Below are 17,600 nucleotides of genomic sequence, written 5' to 3' on the forward strand. Positions count from 1 at the left end.
CCCCATGAGGACCCCGATGCGCGCACTCAACATTCTTTGCGGCCTGATTGCCCTGACAGTTGGTTTCACCCCCCTTGCCACAACCGCGCAGGGCCAGTTTGGACCTTCCGTGACCGTCAACAATAGCGCCATCACCGGCTATGAAATTGACCAACGGGCGAAACTACTGGAACTGTTCCGCACACCCGGCGCAGGTCGGGCTTTAGCCCGCGAACAGCTGATCGATGATCGGTTGAAGCAAGCCGAAATGGACAGCGTCGGTTTGCGCATCGCCGAAGGTGGGCTACAGACCGCACTGGAAGAATTCGCAGGCCGCGCAAACCTGACGCTTGATCAGTTCGAAGTGATCCTCGCCCAAAACGGCGTCGCCCCCGAAACACTGCGCGATTTTGTCGAAATCGGCGTGACATGGCGGGACTACGTGCGGTCGCGGTTCGGATCACAGGCGCAAATCTCGGAAGCCGAAATCGACCGTGCGCTCAGCGCATCTGGCGGTACGGCAGACGGGATCGAGGTGCTCCTGTCCGAGATCATCATTCCGGCACCACCCCCACGCGCCGCATCAGCGCTCGCGACCGCCGAACGTATCGCCCAAACGCGGTCCACGGACGTGTTTTCAAGCGAAGCCCGCCGCGTGTCCGCATTGCCATCCAAAACCAACGGTGGACGTCTGGGCTGGTTACCAATTTCAAACTATCCACCTGCGCTGCAAGGGTTGATCCTTGGTCTCGGCACAGGAGAAGTCACGGCCCCAATCCAAATTCCAAACGGTGTCGCGTTGTTCCAAATGCGCGGTGTGCGTGAAGTTCCGACAGCGCGTCCGGCGCCCGCTGAGATCGAATATGCGGCGTACTACATGGCAGGTGGCCGTGACGCCGCACGCGCGTTGCAAGACCGTGTTGATACCTGCGACGACCTTTACGGCGTGGCGCAAGGCCAACCAGCGGAAGTACTGGAACGCGACAGCCTCGCACCATCGCAAATCCCGCAGGATGTGGCCCTTGAACTGGCGCGCCTTGATCCGGGCGAAGTGTCCTACAACCTCACGCGCGCTAACGGCCAAACAACCGTGTTCTTGATGCTGTGCAACCGTGTGACAGCAGGCCGTGAAGATGCAGATCGTGAAGCGGTCAGCAACCAATTGCGCAGCGCCCGTTTGGCTGGATTTGCCGATGCGCTTCTGGCAGATCGCCGCGCCTCTGCGGTCATCGTAGATCAGTGACCCAAGCGAGACCAATCGTCATCAGCTGCGGCGAACCAGCTGGTATCGGACCTGAAATCGCGGTGGCAGCCTTTGATGTGCTGTGCCGCGATATTCCACTCGCGTGGCTTGGCGACCCAAGGCACCTGCCGGCGGGGACAGATTACGTCTGTATCGACAAGGCCAGTGAAGCAGCAGACCTGTGTCAGCAAGGCAAACTGCCCGTGCTTACCGTCGCGATGGATGGCACAGCGATCCCAGGCACGGCAGACCCCGCCAATGCGCAGGGGGTGATCGACGCAATCGCCATCGGGGTCGATCTGGTCACAACAGGCCAAGCCCGCGCGATCTGCACGGCACCTATTCACAAGGCCGCACTGATCGACGGGGCGGATTTCGCTCATCCGGGTCATACTGAATACCTCGCAGCACTCGCCAAAACAGATCGTGTCGTGATGATGCTGGCGTGCGACGACCTGCGCGTTGTGCCGGTCACAATCCACATCCCGCTGGCGGATGTGTCGTCTAACCTGACGGCCAGCCTCCTGACTGATACGCTACTGATCACCCATGCTGCATTGCGTCGTGATTTCGGGATCAAAGCGCCGCGCATCGCGGTGGCAGGCCTGAACCCTCATGCGGGCGAAGACGGCAAAATGGGTCACGAAGAAATCGAGATGATCACGCCGGTACTGGACGCACTGCGGCAAGAAGGCATGGATTTGATGGGGCCGATGTCTGCGGACACGATGTTCCATGCGGCCGCCCGCCAAAACTATGATGTCGCAGTCTGCATGTATCACGACCAAGCGCTGATCCCCGTCAAGACGCTCGGCTTTGATACGGGCGTAAACGTGACGCTAGGCCTGCCGTTCATCCGCACATCGCCCGATCACGGAACAGCCTTTGACATTGCGGGCAAAGGTCTTGCCAATCCGTCGTCAATGATTGAAGCGATCAAAATGGCGGCTGTGATGGCGGACGCAAGAGACGCAGACGCGGCGCGTGGCTGAACTTGCGGGAGCCTCCGGCGGGGATATAGAAGAACCCAAAGAAGCACGGACGGAGTGCCAACATGAGCACCATTGATAATCTGCCCCCCCTGCGGGAGGTGATCGACACCCACGGGATTGCCGCGAAAAAATCGTTGGGCCAGAATTTCTTGTTGGACCTGAACCTGACCGCGAAAATCGCGCGGATGGCGGGTGATCTGTCGGGCGCGGATGTGCTGGAAGTTGGCCCCGGTCCGGGTGGCCTGACACGCGGCTTGCTGGCCGAAGGCGCGCGGCGCGTGTTGGCCATCGAAAAAGATGAACGCTGTATGTCAGCGCTGGCCGAAATTTCGGCCGCCTATCCGGGACAGTTGGAGGTCATCAACGGTGACGCGCTCGAGGTGAACCCGCTGACCTATCTGACGCCGCCAATTAAAGTGGCCGCCAACTTGCCCTATAACGTTGGCACTGAATTGCTCGTCCGCTGGCTGACGCCGCCCGAATGGCCGCCGTTCTGGGAAAGCCTGACGTTGATGTTCCAACGTGAGGTCGCCCAACGGATCGTGGCCCAGCCGGGCACAAAGGCCTACGGTCGCTTGGCGCTTTTAGCGCAGTGGCGGGCTGAGCCACGGATCGTATTGGACTTACCGCCAGAAGCGTTTTCACCGCCCCCAAAAGTCAGTTCCGCCGTCGTCCACCTGACAGCCCTGCCCGCACCCCGCTTTGAGGCCGATCCGGCTGTGCTGAACCGTGTCGTCGCTGCGGGTTTCAACCAACGACGCAAAATGCTGCGCTCTGCGTTGAAGGTGTTGGGACCAGATATCGAAGACCACCTCGTCGCCGCGGGAATCAAGCCCACGGAACGCGCCGAACAAGTATCACTGGAAGAATTCTGCGCATTGGCGCGCAGCGTTGCGTCTGCGTCCTAGAAGAGGTCTCGCGCCGCCTTTGCGGTCCTAAGGCGGATCGTTGGGGTTGGCGTTTCCGCTAGTGCAGCACCGATTTCCGCGCGGTTTTTCGCATCAAGCCGCCATGCTTTACGCACAAAACGGAATTGCCGCCGACCGGGCCAATCTGTATTGCCTTCAGGATGTTCCGACCGGTTACGCCCCATGAAGCGGATACTGCGCCAAATGATCCGGCCAATACGAACTGATTTGGGCGGATCGAGCCAAACGACGACATCTGCACGCTTTAGCCCGTCCGTTTGAAGCAGCGAGGGACCGCCTTCGAGGATCCAACGTGGCTGGGCAATAACATCGTCTTGGGCACGTCGTATGTCTGAACGGTCGCGATATGCCCAACCCGTTTTCAACGCGAACGCATCGTTGTGGAAAACGGGAAGCCCAATGCGGTCCGACAGCCTATTGGCAAACCAAGTCTTGCCCGCCCCGTTTGCGCCGATGATCAGGACACGTTGGCAAGAAAAAAGCCCCCCGAAATCGGAGGGCTTTGCAATCATTCAGCAGCTTCCGGCGCTGCACCGCTATCAGGTGCGGGCGCATCAGGTTTCGCCTCTTCTTTGGGCTGGTCTGCGTCTGCCTTCGGCGCACGCGGCTTGCGTGGCTGACGCGGGCGGCGCGGCTTTTTCTCGGGCTGCTTTTCAGGTTGTGGCTGATCGTCCGATTTCGCCTCGGGCGTATCAACGATATCCGACGACGTATCAGGCTGATCCATATTCGCTGGATCATTCGACGCCGCTTCTTGCGCTTTCAGACGTTCCGCGCGTTCGCGATCCCGTTCAGCTTGGCGTTCGCGGTTCGCTTGTTCCTGCTCTTCGCGCTTAGCGTCGACTTCTTTCTGCGCCTCGGCCAGCATCCGCAGGTAATGTTCTGCGTGCTGCGCAAAGTTTTCCGCATTCACACGGTCGCCAGACAATTGGGCGTCGCGGTGAAGCTGGTTGTATTTCTCGATAATCTGCTGCGGCGTACCGCGCACCTTTCCGTCAGGTCCGTTACTGTCGAACACACGGTTAATCAGGCTGCCACCTGAGGGGCGGTTGTTGCGGTTCTTATTGCCCCGCGAACGCGACTTCGATGATCTCATGGAATGCTTTCCGTCAAGCCTTCGGGCTTTGTTGCGCTTTATTTTCCCGTACCGCAGCAGCGCGGCATTTTGGGATTAAGCGTGTTTGGCGATGGCCAACGAGAGCATAACGGCTCTGCTGTTGGTAGCGAAGAAAAAGCACGGGTCGTCGTTTTGTGCAACCCCTAAGTGCCATTTGACACCTTGAAAGACCGTTAACCCCCGGATTTTTGCCCGGAAACCACACGATCACGGCCATCAAGGTCCTGTGTGACCTGAATCTTGGCGAATCCATTTGCGGCAAACATCTCCGCGACGGCAGCACCTTGGGTTGGTCCAATCTCGACCATCAGGTGACCGTCTGTGTTCAGCGCCGCGTGCGCACCATTCGCGATGATGCGGTAACAGGTCAGCCCATCCGCCTCGTCGGTCAAAGCCATGCGTGGTTCATGATCACGCACATCCGCCTGCAGGCCCGCCATTTCATCCGCCGCGATATAAGGCGGGTTCGATACGATCAGATCAAATGCCCCTGCGACAACGGCAAACCAATCCGACCGCAAAAACGTGGCACGCGACTCCAGATCTAACGCCGCAGCGTTCCGCCCCGCCACCGCAAGCGCCGCGTCAGACATATCGGTGCCCACGCCAATCGCATCGGGACGGTCCCCGAGCAACGACAGCAGAATACAGCCAGACCCTGTCCCAAGATCCAAAACCCGCGTGAAAGGCACAGCCAAAGCGGCCTCAATCAATGTTTCAGTATCAGGCCGCGGATCAAGCACATCCGACGTCACAATGAACCGATGTTTGTAAAAATCGCGGTAACCCAACAGGTGCGACAGCGGAACATGGTCCGCACGTTGCGCCACCAATGCGTCAAATGTCGTCAGATTGCCCACAGCCACGGCCCACAGACGTTGTACCTCGCCCAAGGCCCCGTCAAAGCCAAGCCGCTTGGCCGCATCCCGTATTGCCGCGTCCTGCGTGCCGTTTACGTCCCAGAACGTCCCTTCGGCAAAAAATCCGCTCACGCGCCCATCTCAGCCAACAACGCGGCCTGAGCATCGGCAGACAGCGCTTCGATCACTTCATCCAGATCACCTTGCATGATTTGGTTCAACGAATAGAGCGTCAGATTAATCCGGTGATCCGTCATCCGGCCCTGTGGGAAGTTATAGGTGCGGATACGTTCCGACCGATCCCCCGACCCCACTTGCGCCTTACGGTCCGCAGAGCGTTCGCCGTCCACACGTTGGCGTTCGAGATCAAACAACCGCGTCTTCAGCACCTGCATCGCAATCTCGCGATTGCGGTGTTGTGACTTCTCAGCTGACACAACGATAATTCCTGTCGGAATATGCGTGATCCGCACCGCAGAATCGGTCGTGTTCACGTGCTGACCACCCGCACCCGACGCCCGCATCGTATCAATGCGAATGTCAGTGCTGGCAATTTGAATATCCACGTCTTCGGCCTCAGGCAGCACCGCAACAGTCGCAGCAGAGGTATGGATACGCCCGCCGCTTTCCGTTTCCGGCACACGTTGAACACGGTGCACGCCAGATTCGTATTTCATTTTCGCGAAAACGCCTTCTCCGGCAATTCGAACAGTGGCTTCTTTCACGCCGCCCAGCTCGGACTGGGAATGTTCGAGAATTTCAAACGTCCATCCCTGACCTTCGGCATAACGCTGATACATCCGCAGCAGATCCGCGGCAAAAAGTCCGGCTTCGTCGCCACCCGTTCCGGGACGAATTTCCAACAGCGCAGGACGGCCATCGGCCGCATCCTTTGGCAGCAGCGCCAACTGAACATCATGTTCCGATCCTTCAAGCTGCGCTTTCAACTCTGGCAATTCCATCTCGGCCAGTTCACGCATCTCGGGATCTTTCAGCATCGCTTCGGCTTCGGCGATCTGGGTGACGAGGTCTTTATAGGCCGAAACTGTCTCAACAACGGGCTTTAACTCGCTGTATTCTTTCGCCAATGCAGCGATATCAGCACCAGCAACATCGCCCGACATCTTGGCTTCAAGAAACTGGAACCGGTCGATTAGTTGAATGATTTTGTCTTCTGCAATCATGTGCTTGGCGTGTCCTGGTCAAGTGCGACCGTCAAAGGACCAAGTGCCGAAAGCCAACCCAGTACACGGCGCTTATTCACACCCATATCGCTTTGTCCGTAGCGCAATCGCGCATTGATCATCAACAACGGCCCTTCATTATCCAGCTCGTCTGCCCCTGCGGGGATAATTGAAACGGTGGTGTAGTCGGGAAAACCCACGACCTTTGAACGGGTCACGAAGGTAATCATGCCGTCCTCTACCGTCCCGTCCAATACGGTGGTCCTGTCGGTGTCCATCGCGGCTTGGGTGATAACCGTCAAAACATCGGCTGGCGCCGCCGTGATCTGACGCACGGCAGTGAAACCACCTGCCGACGGATAGTCACCCGGCCCCCTGACTTGCGCCTGAACATGGGCGTTGTTCGGGTCATTCGGTGCAAGCCGTACATAAACGATGAGAGCGACGAAAATGCCAATCGCCAGCAAAAAAATGGTGCGCATGTCGTGTTCTCACTTTGGGAATCCAGTGCACGCCTTGTGTACGGGTTGTGCACGGGTTGTGCCAGCCTATCTGTACGGCACTCCGGGCAAAATCGACAGCATCTCGAACATCAGATTTGCGCCCGTCAGCGCTGTATTCCCCGAGGTGTCATAGGGCGGCGACACCTCAACCAAATCACACCCAACGATGTTTAGTCCTCGCAACCCGCGGATCAATTCCATCGCTTGCGGCGTCGTCAGCCCGCCAATCTCAGGGGTTCCTGTGCCCGGCGCATAAGCAGGATCAAGACTGTCGATATCGTAGGTGATATAGGTCTTCTGATCGCCAATCTTTGCTTTTATTTCAGCAGCTAAGGGCGCAAGGCTCTTGTGCCAAAGATCAGGCGCGAGATACTGATTAAAGCCCCAACCGGCAGCTTCAGTGAAGTCATCCGCCGTGTAACCCGTGCCGCGCAAACCGATCTGGAACACCTTGTCAGCGGTGATCAACCCTTCCTCATACGCACGCCTAAAAACGGTGCCGTGGGTTTCCCGTTCGCCGAACATCTCGTCATTCACATCGGCATGTGCGTCGACATGCACCAGCGCGACAGGACCGTGTTTTTTCGCAATCGACCGCAAAATCGGCAACGTCAAAGTATGATCCCCACCAAGCCCCATCGGGATCACATCATGCTTGAGGTGATTGTCGTAAGTCTCTGTTATTAAACGAATAGATTCCTGCAAATTGAACGTGTTGATCGGTACATCGCCAAGGTCCGCACACTGCAACGCATCAAACGGCGCAGCCCCCGTTTGGATATTATAGGGCCGGATCATTGCCGATTGTTCACGCAATTGCTTTGGCCCCATACGGGTACCGGACCGCCACGACGTGCCAATGTCCATCGGTATCCCGATGAAGCCAACGTCGATCCCTTCGGCCGTCGCAACTTCGGGCAACCGCATGAAACTTTGCGGCCCGGCGAAACGGGCCAGATCGTTTCCGGAAATTGGCAAATTCGGCATCAGACTTTCCTTTTATTCCAGAGGGCTAGACAGCAAAGCTCCATCACAACATGAGCCCCTGCAATCGCGGTCGCACCGGTCGTATCATATGCAGGCGATACTTCGACAACATCGCCGCCCACTACGTTTACACCAGCCAAATCCCGCAGGATCGCCGCCGCTTGCCAAGACGCAAGACCACCCCAAACCGGCGTCCCTGTACCGGGAGCAAAGGCAGGGTCCAAAGCGTCGATATCAAACGTCACATAGGTCGGATGATCGCCGACGATTTTCTTCACACGATCAACGACATACGCAGCACCCTTCTCGTGAACAGTGCGGGCGTCAATGTAAGGCATCCCAAGGTAATCTTCGCATTCGGTCCGGATACCGATCTGAACAGACCGCGTCACATCAACCAGCCCTGCTTTCACTGCCTTATACATAAACGTACCGTGGTCGATCCGGTCCATATCGTCATCTGCCCACAGATCAGAATGGGCATCAAATTGGATCACGGACATCGGCCCGAATTTCTCAGCGTAAGCACGCAGAATCGGAAGCGTCATAAAATGATCGCCGCCCAACGAAACCGTGCCCGGCCCCTGCGCCAGAATCCCTGCTATATGCTCCTGCAAGAGCCCAGGGAAACTCGGCGTATGTGCGTAGTCAAACGCCAGATCACCGTAATCCACGATCGAAAATTCTGACAACGGATCAAACCCGTCCCAGCCATATGGGGGATCATAGGGCTGCAACGTTGATGCTTCACGGATCGCGCGCGGCCCCATGCGGCAGCCGGTGCGATGGGTCACGGCCTGATCAAACGGCACGCCTGTGATCGCCAGATCCACCCCCGTCAAATCCTTGGTGTATTTGCGACGCAAAAAAGACGTGGCGCCAGCAAAGGCATTTTCAAACGCTAAGCCGCGCGGATCATCAGTCGTGAATGCGCGGTCAATCTGGCGTTTGGCATCTTCAAGGCTCATGGATTGGGGGCTCCTGTCTTTCAAATCACCTGACACTGGCAACGCTGCGCGGTCAAGACATGCGCCACGCGCGACTGCGGACTGCCCATGCAGCGACATGTGCAACCAAAACAAGTCTTGCGCGGCACGCGCACATCCGGATCAAACCACCGGCTGCGCGGTCTCCACAAGGCGCGCAAAGAACGATGCCCCATGCGCCGCCCCTTCGTCAGTGAAATCATAGGCCGGATGGTGCAACCCTGCCGTATCGCCGTTCCCCACAAACAAATAGGCACCGGGGCGTTTTTCGAGGAAATAGGCAAAATCTTCGGCGCCCATTTCGGGGCTCGCCGCGCCATTGACGGCGGTGTCCCCCGCAATCTCGCGCGCCACGTCGCAGGCAAATGCGGTCTTGTCGGCATCATTCACGGTCGCTGGATACCCGATTTCATAATCGAGCGTCGCCTCCACCCCAAAACTCGCCGCTTGGCCTGCGCAAATCTCTTCCAACCGCCGGATCACCATCGCCTGCACGTCTTTGTCGTAACTGCGCACCGTCGCTTGAATCCATGCCGTATCGGGGATCACGTTATCGGCGGACCCTGTGTGGATTTGTGTCACCGAAATCACCAATTGATCAAATGCATAATGGTTTCGGCTCAGAATCGTCTGGATCGCCTGCACAATCGATACTGCCGCGACAACCGGATCGGCCGTGTCATGTGGCATCGCCCCATGCCCCCCGCGCCCCTGAACCGTGATCGTCGCCGTATCAACAGCCGCCATGATCGGTCCAGCGACCGTTTGAAAATGCCCAACAGGCAAACCTGGCAGGTTATGGAGCGCGTAAATCTCGTCGATGGCAAAGCGGTCCAAAATGCCTTCCTCCACCATTACCTGCGCCCCACCGATGCTTTCCTCCGCGGGCTGGAATACAAGCGCGACACGGCCTCGAAAATTGCGTGTCTCAGCCAGATACTTCGCTGCACCCAACAGCATTGTCGTGTGCCCATCGTGGCCGCAAGCATGCATCGCACCGTTGATCTTGGATGCGTAATCTAGCCCTGTGACCTCATCCATCGGCAGCGCATCCATATCTGCGCGCAGACCAATCGTAGGGCCGTCGCCCTGCCCTTCGATGATCGCCACGACACCCGATGTTGCGATACCTTCGTGGATGTCTGTGATCCCAAATGACCGAAGCTTTTCAACAACAAACGCCGCCGTCTGATGGCAGTCGAACACCAGTTCAGGATGCTGGTGTAAATGCTGCCGCCACGCAGTCATGTCAGGCGTAAAGTCGGCGATCCGATTGATAACAGGCATAGGTGGTACTCGGTCGTTAGGGGCAATATGGTCGTAGTTGATCCTAACCGAGAGGCACTGGCAATGGACGATACCCTTATTCATGATCCAAATGGCGGGATGCCGCGACTGCTAGAAATCATGCGTCGCCTGCGGGACCCGAACACAGGCTGCCCGTGGGACATCGAACAGGATTTCAACACCATAGCGCCCTACACGATTGAAGAAGCCTATGAAGTCGCGGACGCGATCGCCCGCAGCGATTGGACAGATCTCGAAGGCGAACTGGGCGATCTGTTGCTTCAGACGGTTTACCACACACAAATGGGGTCCGAGGCAGGACATTTCGACTTTGATAGCGTCGTGAAGGCGATTTCAGACAAAATGGTCGCGCGGCATCCCCATGTCTTTGGCGACGAATCGCGGGACAAATCGGCAGCACAACAAACCGCCGATTGGGAAAAGATCAAAGCTGCGGAACGTGGTGCCAAGGCGCAAAAACGCACGTTGGACGGCGTGGCGGTGGGCCTGCCTGCCCTGACGCGCGCCGTAAAACTGCAAAACCGTGCTGCGCGTGTGGGATTCGATTGGCCGGATACGTCACACGTCATCGATAAAATCAAAGAAGAATCGGCTGAACTGGTTGAGGCCCGCGATACATTGACCGACGCAGAGGTCGCAGAAGAATTCGGTGACCTGATGTTTGTCGTCGCTAACCTTGCACGGCACCTCAAACTTGATCCCGAAGACACGCTGCGATCCGCAAACACCAAGTTTCAAAGGCGCTTTGAGGCCGTTGAGGACGCATTGGCCGCGCGCGGCAAAACACCAAAGGACAGCGATTTGGCTGAAATGGATGCCCTTTGGGACGCTGCGAAACTGGCGGAAAAACGCGCAAAAAATGTATCCGACTAAATAATTCAGGTATTGACCCGACAAAAATAGTCGGCTTTATGAGCGCCATCAAATAACGGAGCTTTCCAATGTCACTGCGTACCTGCCTTCTGGCAACATCTACCCTCGCAATCGCGGCACCCGCCCTTGCAGACGTCAACATTTACACCACCCGCCAGCCAGAGCTGATCCAGCCTGTCATGGACGCCTTCACCGCCGAAACCGGCATTGCTGTGAACCTCGCCTTTGTTGATGACGGTCTGGTTGAGCGCCTGAAAGCCGAAGGCACACGGTCCCCTGCTGATCTGGTGATGACTGTCGACATCGCGAACCTGAAACAAATCGTTGATGCTGACGTTGTTCAACCCGTTGAAAGCGACGTGCTGAACACTGCCATTCCTGCAGCCCTGCGCGACACAGACAACCAATGGTTCGGCCTAACAACACGGGCCCGCGTCGTATATGCATCCCGTGACCGCGTCGCAGACGGCGAACTGACAACATACGAAGATCTGGCCGACGACAAATGGGAAGGCCGCATCTGCACACGTTCAGGTTTGCACAACTACAACCTCGCACTTGTGTCCGCGATGATCGCACACCTTGGCGAAGATGGCGCGAAAGACTGGGCCGCAGGCGTGAAAGACAACCTTGCACGCAAACCAGAAGGCAACGACCGCGCACAGGTCAAAGCAATCTGGGCTGGCGAATGCGACATTTCTTTGGGCAATACCTACTACATGGGTAAAATGCTGGGTAACGAAGAGCAGACCGAATGGGCCAACTCTGTCCGTCTGGTGTTCCCAGAGTTCGAAGATGGCGGGTCACACGTGAACGTATCCGGTATCGCGCTGACGCAAGCCGCACCAAACAAAGAAGAAGCGCTGCAACTGATGGAATTCCTCGTGTCGCCAGCGGCACAGTCGATCTACGCAGAGCTGAACTTTGAATACCCTGTTCTGGACGGCGCACCATTGTCCGAACTGGTCGAAAGCTGGGGTCCTGTGACTGCAGACACGACTGATCTGACGGAAATTGCGGGCCACCGTGCCGCCGCATTGCGGATCATGGAAGAAGTTGATTTCGACGGCTAACGCCGCCGATCAAGCGGGGGACTAGCCCCCCGCACCCCCCAGGATATTTGGGGCCAAAAGAATTAAGACGCTTTTTCCTCGAGCGTCAGCCATTCTTCTTCAGCAGCTTCCAAGGCGGCCTGACGTGCGACAAGCGCGTCGGTCGCTTTTTGAAATTTCACAGGGTTGTCTGTGAAAAGCGCAGGATCGGCGAGCAATTCTGTCAGCTTGTCGATTTCGGCTGTAATCCGTTCGATCACACTTGGTAGTTCTTCCAGCCGATGTTTTTCGGTGAACGAAAGCGTGGTTTTGCGCGCCACCGCTTGGCCTTGTTTACCTTTGCTGGACAGCTGCTTGCCCACAGATTTCGGCGCGTCAGGCGTGTCCGCTCCGCGCTGTTCGCGGTAATCCGTCCAACCGCCCGCATAGACGACAGCCTGCCCGTTGCCTTCCATCGCGATGGTTGTGGTCGCCGTCCGGTCAAGGAAATCACGGTCGTGGCTGACCAGCAGCACAGTGCCCGGATAGTCGCCAAGGATGTCCTGCAGCAGGTCCAGCGTTTCGATGTCCAGATCGTTTGTCGGTTCATCAAGCACAAGGAAATTGCTTTCCCGCGCCATCAATTTCGCCAGCAAGAGCCGTGCTTTTTCGCCACCGGACAAGGACCGGACGGGCGCGCGCGCCTGTGCATCGTCGAACAGGAATTCTTTCAGGTAGCCCACGACATGCTTCGGTGCGCCCCGCACCATGATCTGGTCAGACTTACCGCTCGCCCCGAGCACTGGGTCGCTGGCCAGATTGTCCCACAACGTCATGTCCGGATCGAGCGCCGCACGCGTCTGGTCAAACACCGCGATATCAAGGTTCGTGCCAAGCTTGACCGATCCTTCATCCGGTTCAACTTGCCCCAGCAACATCTTGATTAACGTGGTTTTCCCCACCCCGTTAGGCCCCACAAAAGCGATCCGGTCGCCGCGCTGTACAGTCAGGTCGAAATCCCTGACGATTTGTTTGCCATCGAAGGATTTGGTAAGACCGAACGCTTCGACAACCTTTTTGCCGGACGTGCTGCCGCCCTCGAACGCCATCGCGGCCGTGCCTTGCCGTTTGATCTGCGCCGACTTTTCAGCCCGCAGATCCTGCAACGCCCGCACGCGACCTTGGTTCCGTTTCCGACGCGCAGAGATACCTTCAACCGCCCACCGTGCTTCCGCTTTAATCTTGCGGTTCAGCTTGTGGCGTTGTTGGTCTTCTTCTTCCCAAATCTTGTCGCGCCATTCTTCAAAACCGTCAAAACCCTGTTCGGCCCTGCGCACCATTCCTCTATCAATCCAAAGGGTTGCGCGGGTAAGTTCGCGCAAAAATGCACGGTCGTGGGAAATCAGCACGAAACCTGCGCGGGTCGTTTTGAGTTCGGTTTCGAGCCACGCAATCGCTTCGATATCAAGGTGGTTGGTCGGCTCGTCCAGCAACATCAGTTCAGGTGCTTCGGCCATCAGCTTGGCCAAGGCCGCTCGCCGTCTTTCCCCACCCGACGCCGTATTCACGTCACCCGCAGGATCAAATTTCAGCCCTTCCGCCACCATTTCGACGCGGTAGGCTTCGTCAATATCCAAGCCGCTCGCGGCGTAATCGCCAAGCGTCGCAAACCCTTCCATCGTCGGGTCTTGTTCCATGTACCCCACAGACACGCCGGGTGCTGCGACCCGCGTCCCGCTGTCGGCCTCCACAAGGCCAGCCATGACTTTCATCAAGGTAGATTTCCCAGACCCGTTGCGCCCCACTAGCGCCACGCGGTCGCCGGGTTGCACCACAAGCGACAGGTCTTCGAATACAGGATCGCCGCCGAAGGTCAGCGCGATATCGGACATTTGGAGTAAAGGTGTACGTGCCATGCCCACCAGCTATTGCCGCAAACGACAACGTGCAAGCCCCTGTTTTATCCGTCGGGGAACAACCGGACCCAGCGGGTCGCCCGCATCTAAACCAGTGCGCGCAATGCGCGGGCGCGTGCGGGGGGTATTTTAGCGATTTCCACAACCGTCAGCACGTGAAGCGTGTCCATCGTCCGGTCCACAACCGCATGATCGCTGACCCATCCGCCCATCGCCAGATAGGTCCGCAACAGAGGCGGCATGGGGCGTTGATCTGCGTCGCCCATCTGTTCACCAAAACGAATAACCTCGGGCGCGATAGCGCCGGGCATCAATGCGTGCGGTCCTTGATAACGGTCCTGCAACGCCCGAATGACACGGGCATATGGGGCGGGATCAGTGCCGGTCAGGCTTGTGCAGCCAAATAGGATCGTGGCTTCGCAGGCGTCCACGTATTGCGTCAGCGCCCCCCACGCGACGCGTAGGATATGAGGGTCAGGCGTTGCCGGATCCGTACAAAAACGACCAATTTCGATATGTGGGCCGGTCGTTTGCGCCAATCCTGACAGATCGTAGAACTGCCCCGCGTACCCGTCTTGCACCGCGGCGGCAGATGATTGCCGCATGCGAAACGTGCAAACAAGCGGGCCATCGGTGCCGTCTTCAATCATCAGATGCGACCAACTGGCATCAAATTGATCCAGATCGACGCCCGATTTTCCAAAAAAGCAGCGATGCCGCAGCTTTTGACAGGCGACAACATCCGCCGCAGATGTCGCAAACCGCGCGACGTAACGCCCTTTCGGAAAACCCACAGTCATGTGATGCCCCCCACAGGCAGCAAACCCTTGGAACAAATGGAACTAAGCCCTACATCTTGTGTCAGCACCAAAGAGGACATCGCGAACCCATGGATAAAATCGTCAAAACAGACGCCGAATGGCGTGCGCAACTTTCTGACCTTGCTTACAAGGTCACACGTAAACATGGCACGGAACGCGCAGGGACGCACGAAGATTTCCCAAAAGATGCAGGGACCTACATGTGTGTCTGCTGCGGCTCACCTTTGTTCGAACAGGATACGAAGTTCGAAAGCGGCACGGGATGGCCGTCATTCTATGCGCCAATCGATGCCGAACAGGTCGGCGAAAGCGAGGATCGCAAGTTTTTCATGAAACGCACAGAGGTGCATTGCAACCGCTGCGAAGCGCATCTGGGGCACGTTTTCCCGGACGGTCCAGCCCCGACGGGTCTGCGGTACTGTATTAATGGCGTGGCTTTGACGTTCGAACCTGAAAGCGACTAATCAATCATCGCAAAAAATGGATATCTAGGCTTTGGCCTAGATATCGTTATCGGCCAGAGGCCCACCCAAGAACTGGCCTGCATCAATCTGGCCAATAGAGCCCAACAGCTGTGAAATCACCGTCAGATCAGCGATGCCGTCGTCAGTCACACGCCGTGACAACGCAACGACGCGACCGTCTTGCAAAGTAAACCGTTCAATGTTGGACAACGTCCCTGCCCCAGTGAAGCTGATCGCCACGACTTGGCGGTCGACTTCGGTAGGTTCAAAAGGACCGTAGTGTTCGAATTTGCTGGCCACGTAATACATCGTGTTCTCGCCAATCACGCCGCCAGCGGTCGCAGGCCCCACCAAAGCCATGACAGATTCGCGAGTATCGACACCAACTGTCAACTGCGCCAGATCTTCGGGCAAAGGCACAAAACCATGGTTGCGCGTGATCGGTGTACAGGCCACCGCAAGGCCAAGACCTGCCATCATCACGGCGCGGCGCAATAGAACACCCGATGTGCTGTCGTTCCTGCTCATGACTGACCTCTTGCTTTGGGTGCTCTTGGCTTTTATTCCACCTACAACATGCACCCCTCCTTGTTCAAGAATGGATACGCCCGTGACCAATAAAGCGCCGACACAGTTTCGTATGGCTGATTTGGCTACCCGGAAAGCCACGACATTCAGCATTTTGCCGGATGGGCCTGCCCGCGCGGCGCTGGCTGATGAATTGCAGATCATCGAAATCCGCAAACTTCGGTTTGATGGGGAAATCGCACCGCAGGGCGGGCGCGACTGGCAATTGTCGGGCACGCTTGGGGCGACGGTTGTGCAGGAATGCGGTGTGACGCTTGAACCTTTGGTCACGCGGATCGACGAACCCGTGTCCCGCACCTACGTCGGCGATTACGAAGAAATCGAAGCATCCGAGGCCGAAATGCCCGAAGACGACACGGTTGAACCGATCCCAGCGGTGCTCGATCTCGAAGTACTTTTGGCAGAAGTCTTGTCATTGGCCCTACCACCCTTCCCGCGTGCCGAAGGCGCAGAACTGGGCGAAGCGGTCTACGCGCAGGACGGAGCGACACCAATGACAGACGATGACGCGAAACCATTCGCAGGTCTCGGAGCGTTGAAAGCAGCGTTAGAGGCAAAAGGCGACGAGTAATTTGAACCACGGGCGGACAACCATCCGAACAAAGGTAAATCGCCGCAGCACAGCTACCCTCAGCCGCTCACATTATTGTCATATGCTTCGCGTGAGGCGTCGATTGTCGCCAAATTCCGCAAAGCCCATTCACCCAAGACGGTGACAGGTTCACGAAAAGATTCGCCCATTTCCGTCAAATTATATTCCACCTTTGGTGGGATAGTCGGGTGGTAGGTCCGGTTAACAAGACCGTCCCTTTCCAGCTGTTTTAATGTCAGGCTCAACATACGCTGAGAAATCCCGAGGTTCCGTTTCAATTCGTTGAACCGCAACGTTCCGTATTGCGCGAGCGAAATAACAACCAGCACGCTCCACCGATCGCCGACACGCGACAACACTTCATTGATACGTTGGCATTCGGGACATTGCGCGTCGTCGGGCATAGCGGTTCCCTTTGTGTAACCGAGGTTAAAGAATGTGCCTTCTTGCACCAACACCCAGTACTTATTAGGTCGCCGGTTACAAATGTATACCGCCCATTTCGGGCGCAAGCAACGGGAAGACCGACATGACAACCAAGACCTTGAACGAGCATCTAAACTGGCGCTACGCCACCAAGAAAATGGATGCTACGAAATCAGTACCGCAAGAAAAGGTCGACGCGATCGTTGAGGCGATCCGCATGACGCCAACATCCAGCGGCACGCAACCGTTCGAGCTGCTTGTCGTGACCAACCCCGACCTGCGCGCGCAAATTGCCAAAGCATCTGGCGATCAAGCACAAATCACTGATGGATCACACCTGTTGGTGTTTGCGGCGTGGGACAATTACACCGCTGACCGCATCGACGCCGTCGTCGATCTAAACGTAGACGTGCGCGGTGATCTGCCAATGTTGCGGGCCTATTATGACAATCTGAAAGCGAATTACCTGCCGCGCGACGCAGATGTGAACTACGAACACGCGGCGCGCCAAGCCTATATCGCGCTTGGCGTCGCGCTGGTCGCTGCCGCCGAACAAGAAGTCGATAGCACACCGATGGAAGGTTTCTCACCCGAAGCTGTCGATGAAATCCTCGGGCTCAAAGAACGCGGTCTGCGCTCTGTCGTACTGATGCCGCTGGGCTATCGCGACCAAGACGGTGACTGGCTGCTGCCAATGGGCAAAGTCCGCAAATCGCGCGACACGATGGTCAGCGTCATCGACTAAAAGAACAGTTTGCGATGGCAGGTTGATCAAACGGCCTGCGATCCGGATTAAAAACC

General features: G+C 57.1%; 20 protein-coding genes. 8 read left to right on the plus strand and 12 right to left on the minus strand.

The window, feature by feature from the left end; translation table 11 throughout:
• The first annotated feature begins 16 nt into the window (after positions 1-16).
• The 3 genes from MWU61_RS13340 (at position 17) to rsmA (ending at position 3,122) form a co-directional block, all read left to right on the plus strand.
• The gene (locus MWU61_RS13340; RefSeq protein ID WP_247128873.1) at positions 17-1,222 is read left to right on the plus strand and encodes a peptidylprolyl isomerase; all 1,206 of its coding nucleotides are present in this window, start codon (positions 17-19) and stop codon (positions 1,220-1,222) included.
• Positions 1,219-2,214 carry a 4-hydroxythreonine-4-phosphate dehydrogenase PdxA gene (pdxA, locus tag MWU61_RS13345; protein ID WP_247128874.1) on the plus strand — a complete coding sequence of 332 codons (996 nt, stop codon included), beginning with the start codon at positions 1,219-1,221 and terminating at the stop codon, positions 2,212-2,214. The genes MWU61_RS13340 and pdxA overlap by 4 nt, the downstream gene beginning before the upstream one ends.
• A 62-nt stretch (positions 2,215-2,276) precedes the next feature.
• Positions 2,277-3,122 carry a 16S rRNA (adenine(1518)-N(6)/adenine(1519)-N(6))-dimethyltransferase RsmA gene (gene rsmA / locus MWU61_RS13350; RefSeq protein ID WP_247128875.1) on the plus strand — a complete coding sequence of 282 codons (846 nt, stop codon included), beginning with the start codon at positions 2,277-2,279 and terminating at the stop codon, positions 3,120-3,122.
• Here rsmA and MWU61_RS13355 read toward each other — a convergent pair.
• From MWU61_RS13355 to MWU61_RS13390, 8 genes are all read right to left on the minus strand, one after another.
• Entirely contained in the window at positions 3,119-3,655 is a 537-nt protein-coding gene (locus MWU61_RS13355; protein ID WP_247128876.1) for an AAA family ATPase, read from the minus strand. The two genes, rsmA and MWU61_RS13355, sit on opposite strands and share 4 nt — an antisense overlap.
• Positions 3,652-4,239 (minus strand): DUF4167 domain-containing protein, encoded by a 588-nt coding sequence (locus MWU61_RS13360; protein WP_247128877.1) that lies wholly within the window; start codon positions 4,237-4,239, stop codon positions 3,652-3,654. The genes MWU61_RS13355 and MWU61_RS13360 overlap by 4 nt, the downstream gene beginning before the upstream one ends.
• Positions 4,240-4,433: 194 nt before the next feature.
• On the minus strand, positions 4,434-5,252 hold the full coding sequence (prmC, locus tag MWU61_RS13365; RefSeq protein WP_247128878.1) for a peptide chain release factor N(5)-glutamine methyltransferase: 819 nt from the start codon (positions 5,250-5,252) through the stop codon (positions 4,434-4,436).
• Positions 5,249-6,304, minus strand: coding sequence for a peptide chain release factor 1 (gene prfA / locus MWU61_RS13370; RefSeq protein ID WP_247128879.1), 1,056 nt, complete (start codon positions 6,302-6,304; stop codon positions 5,249-5,251). The genes prmC and prfA overlap by 4 nt, the downstream gene beginning before the upstream one ends.
• Complete coding sequence (locus tag MWU61_RS13375; RefSeq protein WP_247128880.1) at positions 6,301-6,786, minus strand: DUF1499 domain-containing protein; 486 nt, start codon at positions 6,784-6,786, stop codon at positions 6,301-6,303. Before MWU61_RS13375 ends, prfA begins: the two co-directional genes overlap by 4 nt.
• A 66-nt stretch (positions 6,787-6,852) precedes the next feature.
• Entirely contained in the window at positions 6,853-7,794 is a 942-nt protein-coding gene (gene speB, locus MWU61_RS13380) for an agmatinase (RefSeq protein ID WP_247128881.1), read from the minus strand.
• Positions 7,794-8,762, minus strand: coding sequence for an agmatinase (speB, locus tag MWU61_RS13385; RefSeq protein ID WP_247128882.1), 969 nt, complete (start codon positions 8,760-8,762; stop codon positions 7,794-7,796). Before speB (MWU61_RS13385) ends, speB (MWU61_RS13380) begins: the two co-directional genes overlap by 1 nt.
• 141 nt (positions 8,763-8,903) lie before the next feature.
• Positions 8,904-10,067: a M20 aminoacylase family protein gene (locus MWU61_RS13390; protein WP_247128883.1), complete on the minus strand. Its 1,164-nt coding sequence runs from the start codon at positions 10,065-10,067 to the stop codon at positions 8,904-8,906.
• A gap of 63 nt (positions 10,068-10,130) precedes the next feature.
• On the opposite strand from MWU61_RS13390, the gene mazG reads away from it, so the two are divergent.
• Together mazG and MWU61_RS13400 are read left to right on the plus strand one after the other, a co-directional pair.
• A complete protein-coding gene (gene mazG / locus MWU61_RS13395; RefSeq protein ID WP_247128884.1) occupies positions 10,131-10,961 on the plus strand; it encodes a nucleoside triphosphate pyrophosphohydrolase in 831 nt (276 codons plus the stop codon).
• Positions 10,962-11,029: 68 nt separating this feature from the next.
• The gene (locus MWU61_RS13400; RefSeq protein ID WP_247128885.1) at positions 11,030-12,034 is read left to right on the plus strand and encodes a Fe(3+) ABC transporter substrate-binding protein; all 1,005 of its coding nucleotides are present in this window, start codon (positions 11,030-11,032) and stop codon (positions 12,032-12,034) included.
• Positions 12,035-12,096: 62 nt separating this feature from the next.
• Here the strand turns inward: MWU61_RS13400 and MWU61_RS13405 are convergent, their stop codons facing one another.
• Positions 12,097-13,908 (minus strand): ATP-binding cassette domain-containing protein, encoded by a 1,812-nt coding sequence (locus tag MWU61_RS13405; protein WP_247128886.1) that lies wholly within the window; start codon positions 13,906-13,908, stop codon positions 12,097-12,099.
• Positions 13,909-13,994: 86 nt separating this feature from the next.
• A complete protein-coding gene (locus tag MWU61_RS13410; RefSeq protein ID WP_247128887.1) occupies positions 13,995-14,708 on the minus strand; it encodes a GNAT family N-acetyltransferase in 714 nt (237 codons plus the stop codon).
• Positions 14,709-14,797: 89 nt separating this feature from the next.
• On the opposite strand from MWU61_RS13410, the gene msrB reads away from it, so the two are divergent.
• Positions 14,798-15,193, plus strand: coding sequence for a peptide-methionine (R)-S-oxide reductase MsrB (gene msrB, locus MWU61_RS13415; protein ID WP_247128888.1), 396 nt, complete (start codon positions 14,798-14,800; stop codon positions 15,191-15,193).
• A gap of 36 nt (positions 15,194-15,229) precedes the next feature.
• On the opposite strand, the gene bamE is transcribed toward msrB, so the two are convergent.
• Positions 15,230-15,721 carry an outer membrane protein assembly factor BamE gene (gene bamE / locus MWU61_RS13420; RefSeq protein ID WP_247128889.1) on the minus strand — a complete coding sequence of 164 codons (492 nt, stop codon included), beginning with the start codon at positions 15,719-15,721 and terminating at the stop codon, positions 15,230-15,232.
• Between the two features lie 82 nt (positions 15,722-15,803).
• Between bamE and MWU61_RS13425 the strand changes: the two genes are divergently transcribed.
• Complete coding sequence (locus tag MWU61_RS13425; RefSeq protein ID WP_348645585.1) at positions 15,804-16,352, plus strand: DUF177 domain-containing protein; 549 nt, start codon at positions 15,804-15,806, stop codon at positions 16,350-16,352.
• A gap of 59 nt (positions 16,353-16,411) precedes the next feature.
• On the opposite strand, the gene MWU61_RS13430 is transcribed toward MWU61_RS13425, so the two are convergent.
• Positions 16,412-16,777 carry a helix-turn-helix domain-containing protein gene (locus tag MWU61_RS13430; RefSeq protein WP_247128891.1) on the minus strand — a complete coding sequence of 122 codons (366 nt, stop codon included), beginning with the start codon at positions 16,775-16,777 and terminating at the stop codon, positions 16,412-16,414.
• A gap of 125 nt (positions 16,778-16,902) precedes the next feature.
• Between MWU61_RS13430 and MWU61_RS13435 the strand changes: the two genes are divergently transcribed.
• Positions 16,903-17,544 carry an NAD(P)H-dependent oxidoreductase gene (locus MWU61_RS13435; protein WP_247128892.1) on the plus strand — a complete coding sequence of 214 codons (642 nt, stop codon included), beginning with the start codon at positions 16,903-16,905 and terminating at the stop codon, positions 17,542-17,544.
• The last annotated feature ends 56 nt before the right edge of the window (positions 17,545-17,600 follow it).

It is taken from the genome of Loktanella sp. F6476L (assembly GCF_023015725.1).
Lineage (GTDB): Bacteria > Pseudomonadota > Alphaproteobacteria > Rhodobacterales > Rhodobacteraceae > Yoonia.